Source organism: Kitasatospora sp. NPDC094028, assembly GCF_049543595.1.
In the GTDB taxonomy this organism is placed as follows: Bacteria; Actinomycetota; Actinomycetes; order Streptomycetales; family Streptomycetaceae; genus Kitasatospora.
The window spans coordinates 415843-428389 of the sequence record NZ_JBMVFA010000003.1 but is presented as its reverse complement, the minus strand read 5'-3'; the positions used below and the strand labels follow the sequence as shown (position 1 = coordinate 428389).

At 76.2% G+C, this 12547-nt stretch carries 1 protein-coding gene and 1 pseudogene; both read left to right on the top strand.

What is annotated here, in order from left to right; genetic code table 11:
• Positions 1 to 4: 4 nt before the first annotated feature.
• Positions 5 to 11089 (top strand): annotated as a pseudogene (locus ACPC54_RS07565) (alpha/beta fold hydrolase); the annotation flags it as partial.
• Entirely contained in the window at positions 11086 to 12534 is a 1449-nt protein-coding gene (locus ACPC54_RS07560) for an MFS transporter (protein ID WP_498962247.1), read from the top strand. The pseudogene ACPC54_RS07565 and the gene ACPC54_RS07560, both read left to right, overlap by 4 nt.
• Positions 12535 to 12547: the final 13 nt, after the last annotated feature.

Sequence of the window (12547 nt, the reverse complement as noted above, 5' to 3'; positions counted from 1 at the left end):
GAGAATGGCCACCGATCAGAACCAGCTCATAGAAGCGCTGCGGAAGTCCCTCAAGGAGACCGACCGGCTCCGCCAGCTCAACAAGCAGATCCTCGCCCAGGCCAGCGAGCCGCTGGCGATCGTCGGCATGAGCTGCCGCTATCCGGGCGGAGTGACCACCCCCGAGCAGTTGTGGGAGCTCGTGGCGGCCGGCCGTGACGCCGTCACCGGCCTGCCCACCGACCGCGGTTGGGACGTGGAGCGGCTCTACGACCCGACCATGAGCCGGCCCGGCGCCGTCTCCACCAGCGGCGGCGGCTTCCTGGAGGACGTCGGCGAGTTCGACGCCGACTTCTTCGGCATCTCGCCGCGCGAGGCGCTGGCCATGGACCCGCAGCAGCGCCTGCTGCTCGAAGCCTCCTGGGAGGCCTTCGAACACGCCGGCATCGACCCGACGACGCTGCGCGGCACCAACACCGGCGTCTTCTGCGGCGTCGGCACCAGCGACTACTGCGCGATGCCCGCGGGCAGCCTGCCGCAGATCGAGGGCCTGCAGCTGACCGGCGGCGCGGCGAGCGTGTCCTCGGGCCGCATCTCGTACGTGTTCGGCCTGGAGGGCCCGGCGGTGTCCGTCGACACCGCCTGCTCCTCCTCCTCGGTCGCCCTGCACATGGCCGTGCAGGCACTGCGCGCGGGCGAGTGCTCGATGGCCCTGGTCGGCGGCGTCACCGTGATGTCCGGCCCGTTCATGCTGGCCGAGTTCAGCAAGCAGCAGGCGGTCTCGCCGGACGGGCGCTGCAAGGCGTACTCGTCCGACGCGGACGGCACCGGCTTCGCGGACGGCCTCGGCCTGGTCGTGCTGGAGCGCCTGTCCGACGCCAAGCGCAACGGGCGGAAGATCCTCGGCCTGATCCGCGGTACGGCCGTCAACCAGGACGGCGCCAGCAACGGCCTCACCGCGCCCAACGGCCCCTCGCAGGAGCGGGTGATCCGGGCGGCGCTGGCGAACGCCGGGCTGACCGCCGCCGACGTCGACGCCGTCGAGGGCCACGGCACGGGCACCACCCTCGGCGACCCCATCGAGGCGCACGCGCTGCTGGCGACCTACGGGCGCGAGCGCGAGGGCGAGCCGCTGTGGCTGGGCTCGATCAAGTCCAACATCGGCCACACCTCGATGGCCGCCGGTGTCGCGGGCGTGATCAAGATGGTCATGGCGATGCGCAACGGCATGCTGCCCGCCACGCTGCACGTCGACGAGCCCTCGCCGCACATCGACTGGACCTCGGGCCGGGTCGAGCTGCTGACGGAGGCGCGGGACTGGCCGGTGGTGGACGGGCGGCCGCGTCGTGCGGCGGTGTCTTCGTTCGGTGTGAGCGGGACGAACACGCACGTGATCCTGGAGGAGGCGCCGGCCGAGGAGCCGCTGTCCGTTGAGCCGAGCGCCGACGTTCCGGCGGTCGCGGTGCCGGTGTCGGGTCGTAGTGCGGCGGCGGTGCGGGCGCAGGCGGAGCGGTTGCGGGCGCATCTGGTGGCGCGGCCTGAGCTGTCGCTTGCCGATGTGGGGTTCTCGGCGGCGACGACGCGGGCGCAGCTGGAGCACCGGGCTGTGGTGGCGGCGGCCGATCGTGAGCAGCTGTTGGCGGGTCTGGCGGCGCTGTCGGTGGGCGAGCCCTCGCCGCTGGTGGTGGAGGGCCGTTCGGCCGGTGGCACGGTGAAGCCGGTGTTCGTGTTCCCGGGTCAGGGTGCGCAGTGGGTCGGGATGGCGGTCGAACTGCTGGACTCGGCGCCGGTGTTCGCGGCGGAGATCGCGGCGTGTGGTGAGGCGCTGGCCGAGTTCGTCGACTGGAGCCTGGAGGACGTCCTGCGCGGCGCCGAGGGTGCGCCGTCGTTCGAGCGGGTGGATGTCGTCCAGCCGGCGTTGTTCGCCGTCATGGTGTCGCTGGCGGCGCTGTGGCGCTCGTACGGCGTCGAGCCCTCGGCCGTGGTCGGCCACTCGCAGGGCGAGATCGCGGCCGCGTACGTCGCGGGCGGGCTGTCGCTGCGCGACGCGGCCCGGATCGTCGCCGTGCGCAGCCAGTTGGTGCGCGACAGGCTCGCGGGCCTGGGCGGCATGATGTCGGTGGCGCTGCCGGTGGAGCGGGTCGAGGAGCTGCTGAAGCCGTACGCGGGCCGCCTCTCGGTGGCCGCCGTGAACGGCCCGGCCGCCGTCGTCGTCGCCGGTGAACCCGGCGCGCTGGACGAGGTGTTCGAGGCCTGCGAGCGCGACGGAGTCCGGGCCCGCAAGGTCAAGGTCGACTACGCCTCGCACTCGCAGCAGGTCGAGATCATCGAAGCGGACCTGCTCGCCGCCCTGGCGCCGGTCGAGCCGACCAGCGGCCGGATCCCGTTCTACTCCACCGTCGTCGGCGAGTTCATCGACACGGCGGTGCTGGACGCCGACTACTGGTACAGGAACCTGCGCGGTCAGGTCGGCTTCGAGCCGGCCATCCGCGCGCTGATCGCCGAGGGCACCGGCTGCTTCCTGGAGATGTCCCCGCACCCGGTCCTCACCATGGCCGTGGAGGACGCCGTCGAGGCGGCGGAGGCCAACGGCCGGGTGTCGGTGGTGGGTTCGCTGAAGCGGGAGGAGGGCGGCCTGCCGCGCTTCCTGCTCTCCCTCGGCCAGGCGCACGCCGCCGGGGTGAAGGTCGACTGGGCGGCGGCCTTCGCCGGTGCCCGCTCGGTGCAGCTGCCGACCTACGCCTTCCAGCGCAAGCACTACTGGCTGGACGCCACCGGCCTCGCCGACGCGTCGGCGGTCGGCCTGGGCCGGGTGGAGCACCCGGTGCTGGCGGCGGCCGTGCAGGTCGGCGACCGTGACGAGTGGGTGTTCACCGGCCGGGTCTCCGCGCAGGGGCAGCCGTGGGCCAACGACCACGCGCTGTTCGGCACGGTCGCCCTGCCCGGTGCGGCGCTGGTGGAGCTGGTGCTGTCGGCCGGCCGGCACGTCGGCTGTGCCGTGGTGGAGGAGCTGAGCCTCGACGCCCCGCTGGTGTTCGGCGACGACGCCGCCGCCCGCGTGCAGGTGACGCTCGGCCAGGCCGACGCCGAGGGCCGCCGCGAGGTCGCGGTCTACTCGCGGCCGGACTCCGGCGACGAGCCCTTCGCCGAGGCGGTCTGCCACGCCCGAGGCCGGCTGGCGGTCGGCGCCGAGGCGCCGGCCGCCCGGCTGGGCGGGGAGTGGCCGCCGGCCGGCGCCGAGCCGGTGTCGGTCGACGAGCTGTACGCGTCGCTGGCCGAACTCGGCCTGGACTGTGGCCCGTTGATGCAGTGCGCGCAGTCGGCGTGGCGCAGCGGCGGCGAGGTGTTCGCCGAGCTCGCCCTGCCGGACGGCGCCGAGCCGGGCGGCTTCGCCGTCCACCCGACGCTGCTGGAGTCCGCCCTGCACGTCGCCCACCGGGCGGGCGCCGAGGCGGTCTCCTCGGCGGTGTCCTGGTCGGGCGTGCGGCTGGCCGGGGAGAAGTCCTCCCGGGTGCGGGCGCGACTCGCCCCGGTGGGCGAGGGCCTGCTCCGGCTGGACCTGTTCGACGCGGACGGCGCCTCGGTCGTGCACGTGGACCGGATCGCCGTGCGGGCCGCCGAGCCTGCCCGCTTCGGGCGCTCGCGCCGCGGGCCGAGCCCGCTGTACCGGCTGGACTGGGTGCCCGTGCAGGTCGCCGCGGCCAAGCCCGTCCGGCTGGCCGCGCTGGGCGACGCCGCCCCGGGCCTGTCCGACCGGCACGCCGACCCGGCCGCGCTGCGGCAGGCGGTCGGGGAGGGGGCGCCCGCCCCGCGAGCCGTGCTGGCCGCGACCGGCACCCCCGCCGAGGCGCTGGCGCTGGTGCGGGACTGGACGGCCGCCGGGCCGCTGGACGGGGTCACGCTGGTCCTGGCCACCCGCGGGGCGGCCCCGGTCGGCGGCGAGGCCCCCGACGCCGCGCAGGCCGCGGCGTGGGGCCTCGTGCGCGCCGCGCAGTCCGAGCACCCGGGCCGCTTCCTCCTGGTCGACGTGGACCCGGCCGCGGACGCCGAACCGGAGTGGGCCGCGCTGCTCGGCCTGGACGAGCCCCAGTTGGCCGTCCGGGCCGGCAAGGTGCTCGCACCCCGCCTCGCCCGGCTCTCCGCCGCGGCGGACGGCGCGCGGGCCCTGGACCCGGACGGCACCGTCCTGGTCACCGGCGACTTCGGCGCCCGCTTCGCCGAGCACCTGATCGCCCGGCACGGCGCCCGCCACCTGGTGCTGGCCGTCGCCCCGGAACAGGCCGACGCCCTGGCCGCCGAGCTGGCGCCGCTCGGCGACCGGCTCCGGGTCGCGCCCTGCGACCTCGCCGACCGGGACCAACTGGCCGCCATGGTCACCGGGTTGGAGCACCCGCTGACCGCCGTCGTGCACGCCGCCGGCGCGCCCGACGCGGGCCTGGTCGAGACGCTGACGCCCGACCGCCTGGCGGCGGTGCTGCGCGCCACCGTCGAGCCGGCCCGGCACCTGCACGAGCTGACCGCCGACGCGGACCTGGCCGCGTTCGTGCTCTGCTCCGCCTTCGAGGGCCTGGCCGGCATCCCCGGCCAGGCCGCCCGCTCCGCCGCGGACGCGGCGCTGACGGCGCTGGCCGCCGCCCGCCGCGCGGCCGGCCTGCCGGCCACCTCGCTCGCCTGGGGCTTCTGGGCGGACGGCCGGGGCGCCGCCGACGCCGGCTCGGCCGACGCGGCGCTGGTCGCCCAGGCCGGCATCCTGTCGCTGGCGACCGCCACGGCCCTGGACCTGTTCGACCGCGCCCTGGCGGCCGCCGAGCCGCTGCTGGCCCCGGTCGAGCTGGACCCGGCCGTCCTGCGCGAGCAGGCCCGGGCCGGGCTGCTGCCCGCCGTGCTGCGCGGGCTCGTCCGGGTGCCGGCCCGGCGTTCGGCCGCCGGCCGCACGCTGGCGCTGCGGCTGGCCGAGGTGCCGGAGGCCGAGCGGCTGGGCGCGGTGCTCGACCTGGTGCGGGCGCAGGTGGCGTCCGTGCTCGGCCACGACTCCGCCGAGGAGGTGGACGGCGACCGGGCGTTCAAGGAGCTCGGCTTCGACTCGGTGATGGCCGTCGAGCTGCGCAACCGGCTGTCGCAGAGCACCGGCGTTCCGCTGCCCGCGACCGTCGTGTTCGACCACCCGACGCCGCTGGCCGTCGCCCGGCTGCTGCTCGCGCAGGCGGACGGCACCCCGGACACCGCCGCCCCGGCCGCGCAGAAGCGCCAGGGCTCGGTGGACGAGCCGCTGGCCATCATCGGCATCGGCTGCCGCTACCCCGGCGGCATCACCTCCGCCGAGGACCTGTGGACGGTCGTCGCCGAGGGCCGCGACGTGATCGGCCCGTTCCCGACCGACCGCGGCTGGGACCTGACGAAGCTCTACGGCGACGCGGCCCAGATCGGCACCAGCACCTCCCGGGCCGGCGGCTTCGTCAACGGCATCGGCGACTTCGACGCCGACTTCTTCGGCATCAGCCCGCGCGAGGCCGTCGCCATGGACCCCCAGCAGCGGCTGCTGCTGGAGACCTCCTGGGAGACCCTGGAACACGCGGGCATCGACCCGACCTCGCTGCGCGGCAGCGACACCGGCGTGTTCGTCGGCATCACGGGCGCCGACTACTCGGTGAACGTGCCCGAGGAGTACGAGGGCTACCGGCTGACCGGCACCATGACGAGCGTCGCCTCCGGCCGGATCGCCTACACCCTCGGCCTGGAGGGCCCGGCCCTCTCGGTCGAGACGGCGTGCTCCTCCTCCGGCGTCGCCCTGCACCTCGCCGCGCAGGCGCTGCGGGGCGGCGAGTGCTCGCTGGCCCTGGCCGGCGGCGTGACCTTCATGACCACGCCGGTCATCATGACCGAGTTCAGCCGCCAGCAGGCGGTCTCCGGTGACGGCCGCTGCCGCGCCTACGCGGCCTCGGCCAGCGGCACCGGCTTCTCGGACGGCCTCGGCCTGGTCGTGCTGGAGCGGCTGAGCGACGCGCGGCGCAACGGCCGCCGCATCCTCGGCCTGATCCGGGGCACCGCGATCAACCAGGACGGCGCCAGCAACGGCCTCACCGCACCCAACGGCCCCTCGCAGGAGCGGGTGATCCGGCAGGCGCTCGCCAACGCCGGGCTGTCGGCGGGCGAGGTGGACGCCGTCGAGGGCCATGGCACCGGCACCGTCCTCGGCGACCCGATCGAGGCGCACGCCCTGCTGGCCACCTACGGCCAGGAGCGCGACGGCGAGCCGCTGTGGCTCGGCTCGATCAAGTCGAACATCGGCCACACCTCGGGCGCCTCCGGCGTCGCCGGCCTGATCAAGATGGTGATGGCGATGCGCAACGAGGTGCTGCCGCAGACGCTGCACGTCGACGCGCCGTCCCCGCACATCGAGTGGCAGACCGGCGAGGTCGAGCTGCTGACCGAGGCCCGGCCGTGGCCCGCGGGCGAGCGCCCGCGCCGGGCCGGCGTGTCGTCCTTCGGCGTGAGCGGCACCAACGCGCACATCATCGTCGAGGAGGCCCCGGCCGACCTCCGGGCCGCCGAGCCCGCGGCCGAGGCCGCCCCGGCCGTGCCGGTGCTGCTCTCCGCCCGGACCGGTGCCGCCCTGCGTGCCCAGGCCGAGCGGCTGCGACGGCACCTGCTGGAGAACCCCGGGCTCTCCGTCCTCGACCTCGGGTACTCCCAACTGACCACCCGGGCCCGGCTGGAGTACCAGGCGGTGCTGGTCGCCGCCGAGCGGGACGACCTGACCGCCGAGCTGGCCGCCTTCGCGGTCGGCGAGGTGACCGAGCGGACGGCCAGCGGGCGTTCGACCTCCTCGGCCGTCAAGCCGGTGTTCGTGTTCCCCGGTCAGGGTGCGCAGTGGGTCGGGATGGCCGTTGAACTGCTGGACTCGGCGCCGGTGTTCGCGGCGGAGATCGCCGCGTGTGGTGAGGCGCTGGCCGAGTTCGTCGACTGGAGCCTGGAGGACGTCCTGCGCGGCGCCGAGGGTGCGCCGTCGTTCGAGCGGGTGGATGTCGTCCAGCCGGCGCTGTTCGCCGTCATGGTCAGCCTCGCCGCCCTCTGGCGTTCCTACGGTGTCGAGCCCTCGGCCGTGGTCGGCCACTCGCAGGGCGAGATCGCGGCGGCGTACGTTGCGGGCGGTCTGTCGCTGCGTGACGCGGCCCGGATCGTCGCGGTCCGCAGCCAGTTGGTGCGCGACAGGCTCGCGGGCCTGGGCGGCATGATGTCCGTGGCGCTGCCCGTCGACCGGGTCGAGGAGCTGCTGAAGCCGTACGCGGGCCGGCTCTCCGTCGCGGCCGTGAACGGCCCGGCCGCCGTGGTCGTCGCCGGTGAACCCGGCGCGCTGGACGAGGTGTTCGAAGCCTGCGAGCGCGACGGCGTCCGGGCCCGCAAGGTCAAGGTCGACTACGCCTCGCACTCCGCGCAGGTGGAGGCCATCGAGGCCGAGCTGCTCACCGCCCTCGCGCCGGTCGAGCCGACCAGCGGCCGGGTGCCGTTCTACTCGACGGCGGTCGGCGGCTACCTCGACACGGCGACCATGGACGCCGCCTACTGGTACGCCAACCTGCGCGGCCAGGTCGGCTTCGAGCCGGCCGTCCGCGCGCTGATCGACGGCGGCACCGGCTGCTTCCTGGAGATGTCCCCGCACCCCGTGCTGACCATGGCCGTGGAGGACACCGCCGAGGCCTGCGGCGCCGCCCGCCGGGTCAAGGTGGTCGGCTCGCTGCGCCGCGGCGAGGGCGGCCTGAAGCGGTTCCTGTTCTCCCTCGCCGAGGCGCACACCGCCGGGGTGAAGGTCGACTGGGCCGTCTGCTTCGCCGAGGCCGGCGCCCGCCGGGTCGAACTGCCGACCTACGCCTTCCAGCACAAGCGCTACTGGCCGAACCCGCGCCCGGCCGCCGGCGACCCGTCCGCCTCCGGCCTCGGCCGGGTCGGGCACCCCGTCCTGGCGGTGGCCCTGCAACTCGCCGACCGGGAGCAGTGGGTGCTCACCGGCCGCCTGTCGCAGGAGACCCAGCCGTGGCTGCGCGACCACGTCGCCTTCGACCTGCCGGTCGCGCCCAGCACCACGCTGGTCGAACTGGCGCTGGCCGCCGGCCGCAGCGTCGGGGCGCCGCTGCTCGACGAGCTGGTCTTCGAGGCGCCGCTGCTGGTGCCGGACGGCGCCGCGCTCCAGGTGCAGGCCATCGTCGGCGCCCCGGCCGCGGACGGCCGCCGGCCGGTGACCATCCACACCCGCCCGGACGGCGACCAGCGCGCCGGGTCGACCCGGCACTGCACCGGCTGGCTCGCACCCGAGGACACCGAGCCCGCCGCCGTCCTGGTCGGCACTTGGCCGCCCGCCGGCGCCGAGTCGCTGTCGGTGGACGGGCTGTACGCGGCCCTGGCCGACCTCGGCCTGGACTGCGGCCCGGCCCTGCACGGGGTGCGGGCGGCCTGGCGCTCCGGCGCCGAGCTGTACGCCGACCTGGCACTGCCCGAGGAGGTCGGCGCCGCCGGCTTCGGCATCCACCCGGCGCTCTTCGAGGCCGCCCTGCACGTCGGCCAGTCGGCCTTCGCCGACCAGGGCGCGCCGAAGCTGCCGGTCGCCTGGTCCGGCGTGCGCCTGGTCGACACCGGCGCCGCCCGCGGCCTGGTGCGGGTCATCCCGGACGGCGACACGCTGCGGCTGGACGTCTTCGGCGAGGACGGCATGCCCGTGCTCTCCGCGGGCCGCGTCGTCCTCGCCGACGCCGACCCGGCGCACCTGGAGGAACTGCGGCGCGGCCAGAGCTCGTTGTACCGGGTCGACTGGGCCCCGGTGGCGCTCGGCTCCGCCTCGCCCGTCCGGCTGGCCGCGCTCGGCCAGGCCGCCCCGGGCGTGCTCGACCGCTACGCCGACCTGGCCGGGCTCGCCCTGGCCGTGGACGGCGGGGCCGCCGTGCCGCAGGCCGTGCTGACCGTGCTCGACACCCCCGCCGGGGACGGCCCGGCCGCCGTGCGCGGCGCCGCCGAGCAGGCCTCGGAGCTGGTCCGGCACTGGCTGGCGCAGGAGCGCTTCGGTGACGCCGTGCTGGTCGTGACGGCCCGCCGTGCGGTGGCCGTCGTCGGGCCGGAGACCCCCGAGCCCGCCCGGGCCGCCGCGTGGGGCGTGCTGCGCGCCGCGCAGTCCGCGCACCCGGGCCGCTTCCTGCTGGTGGACCTGGACGGTGGCGTCGAACCGGAGTGGGGCGCGCTGCTCGCCGCCGACGAGCCGCAGCTCGCCGTGCGCGGCGGGCAGGCCCTGGCACCCCGGCTGGCCGCGGTCGCAGCCGGGCCGGCCGAGCGGACGGCGCTGACGAACCTGGACGGCACCGTGCTGGTCACCGGCGGCGCCGAGGGCGCGTCGATCGCCCGCCACCTGGCCGTCCGGCACGGCGTCCGGGACCTGCTGCTGATCGACGGTCACGACGCCGCGACGGACGGGCTGGTCGACGAGCTGGCCCGGCTGGGCGCGCGGGTGCGCGTCGAGGCGCCGGCGCCCGAGCGGTTGCCCGCCCTGCTGGAGTCCCTGGCGCGGCCGCTGCGCGCGGTCGTCCAGGCCGGCGACGCGCCGCTGGAGTCCACCTGGCGGCTGCACGAGCTGACCGCGGACGCCGACCTCGCCGCCTTCGTGGTGTGCTCCTCCTACGCCGCCCTGCTGGGCGAACGGCCCGACGCGCACCCGGCGGCACTCGAGGCGATGGTGCGCACCCGCCGCGCGGCCGGGCTGCCCGGCACCGTGCTGGTCTGGGGCCCCCGGCCGGGCGAGGAGGCGCCGGCCGGCACCACCGGGCTGACCGCCGAGCGCGCGGGGGAGCTGTTCGACCAGGCCCTCGCCGCGGATGCCGCCCTGCTGGCGCCCGTCCAGCTGGACCCGGCCGAGCTGCGGACGCAGGCCCGCGAGCGGACCCTGCCGGCGCTGCTGCGCGGCCTGGTCCGGATCCCGGCCCGGCGCGAGGCGGCCGGCGGGTCGCTGGCCCAGCGGCTGGCCGAAGTGCCGGACGCGGACCGCGAGCGGGTCGTGCTGGAGCTCGTCACGGCCCAGGTCGTGGCGGTGCTCGGGCACGGCGCCGACGACAGCATCGACGTCGAGCGCAAGCTCAAGGAACTCGGCCTGGACTCGATGAGCGCGGTCGGGCTGCGCAACCGGCTCTCCCAGGCCACCGGCCTGAGCCTGCCCGTCTCGTTCGTCTTCGAGCACCCCACCCCGGCGGAGATCGCCCGTCAGCTGCTCAAGCTGGCCGGCACCGGGGCGGCGGAGCAGCCGCAGGCCCCGGCCGGGGACAGCATCGGCGCCCGGCTGCGGCGGGCCGCCGAGGCCGGGGAGCTACCGGCCTCGCTGCGCCGGCTGCTGGCCGCCGCCGCGGCCCGTCCCGCCTTCGGCTCGGCCGACGAACTGCCCGACCGGGGCGGCGCGTTGGTGCGGCTGGCGGCCGGCCCGGGCCGGGTGAAGGTGGTCTGCGTGCCGTCCTACGTGTACGTGGTCGGCTCCGGTCAGGAGCAGTTCGTGCGCCTGGCCGAGTCCTTCGAGGGCGTGCGGGACGTGCTGGTGTGCGCCCTGCCGGGCTTCGGGACGGAACTCAACCCGGGCTCCCGGGAGGCCGTCGAGGAGGCAATGGCGGGCGCGATCCGTACGGCGGTCGGCGACGACCCCTTCGTGCTGGTCGGCTACTCGATGGGCGGCGCCGTCGCCCGGTCGCTGGCCGGACGGCTGGAGGCCGAGGGCGCCGCGCTCGCCGGGGTCGCCATGATCGACACCCCGGCACCGGACGACGACCCGGAGCGGGCGGAGCGCGCGTTCGCCGCCATGCTCGCCGGGATCCTCCTGCAGGAGCGGCGCGACGTCCTGGTCGACGACGCCAACTGGCTGGCCATGGGCGGCTACCTGCCGCTGTTCGCCGGCCCGCGGCCGGCGCCCGTCGCCGCCCGCACCCTGCTGATCCGGGCGGCCCGGCCGCTCGGCGGCGCGACGGCGGCGGACGCCCCGCGCTGGGAGGACGCCGGCGACCTCGTCGAGGTCGCCGCCGACCACCTCGCCCTGATCGAGGCCGAGGCCGCCGCCACCGCCGGGGCGATCGAGAAGTGGATCGAGGCATGAGCGCCAACAACAGTGGGCTCGGTAACGGTGGGCTCAGACGAGGCCTGGCCATCGCGGTGATCCTGGTCGGAGTGTTCGTCTCCGCGGTGGACATGCTGATCGTCAACATCGCCTTCCCCCGGCTGGAGGAGTCCTTCCCCTCGGCCAGCCTGACCGGGCTGTCCTGGGTGATGAGCGCCTACGCGATCACCTACGCCGCGCTGCTGCTGCCGAGCGGGCGCTGGGCGGACCGCTCCGGGACGAAGCAGGTCTTCCTGCTCGGCCTCGGGGTGTTCACCGCCGCGTCCGCCGGCTGCGCGGCGGCGCCGAACCTGGAGGTGCTGATCGCCACCCGCGCCCTCCAGGGCGTCGGCGCCGCGCTGATGGCCCCCAGCTCGATGAGCCTGCTGCTGGGCCTGTTCCCGCCGCACAAGCGGGGCGTCGCGGTCGGGCTGTGGACGGCGGTCGGCGGGGTCGGCTCCGCCGCCGCGCTGCCGCTGGGCGGTCTGCTGGCGGAGGTCGACTGGCGCTGGGTGTTCGTCGTCAACCTGCCGCTGGGGGCGGTGGCGCTGCTGCTCGGCGGCTGGTCGCTGACCAGCTCCGGCACCGAGGACGGGCCCCGCCCGGACCTGCTCGGCATCGGCCTGCTCGCGGTGTCGGTCGGCGCGGTCGTCGGCACCATCTCGCAGGGCCAGGCCTGGGGTTGGACCAGCGCGCAGGTGATCGGCCTGTCGGCGGTCGGCGTGCTCGGCCTGGTGCTGACCGTGCGCCGGGCCCGGCGCCACCCGGCGCCGGTGATCGAGCCGGCCCTGCTGCGGATCCGCAAGGTCGCCCTCGGCAACGTGGCGACCGGCTTCTTCTTCATGGGCGTCGGCGCGATGGCGCTGTCGACGATCCTGTTCCTGACCCAGATCTGGCGGCACACGACCCTGCGCGGCGCCCTGGAGATCGCGCCGGGCCCGGTCGCCGCCACCCTGTTCGCGGTGCCCAGCGGCATCCTGGCCGTCCGGTGCGGCGCGCACGTGGTCGGCGCGGTCGGCGCCGGCCTGTTCGCGGCGGGCGGTCTGTGGTGGGCGCTCGCGGTGGACGGCACGCCGGACTTCACCGGCACCTTCCTGCCCGGCGGGATCATCGGCGGCATCGGCTTCGGCGTGATCCTGCCGGCGCTGGCCGCCGCCTCCACCCTGTCGCTGCCGCCCGAGCGGGTCGCCACCGGCACCGGCATGGCGTCGATGTCGCGGCAGATCGGCATGGCGCTCGGCGTGGCCGTGGTCTCGGCCGTGCTGACCGGACACCCGGGCGTCGACACCTACCGCACCGCGTTCCTGATCATGGCCGGCGCCAGCCTCGTCAGCGGGCTCGCCCTGTTCGCGATCGGCCCGGCCGGCCCGTCCACCCCACCCGCTCCGGCCGCCCCGGGCGGGGAGCACCAGCCAGAGCAGCTGTCCCGAGCGGCAACGAGCTAGCGTCAACGACTTA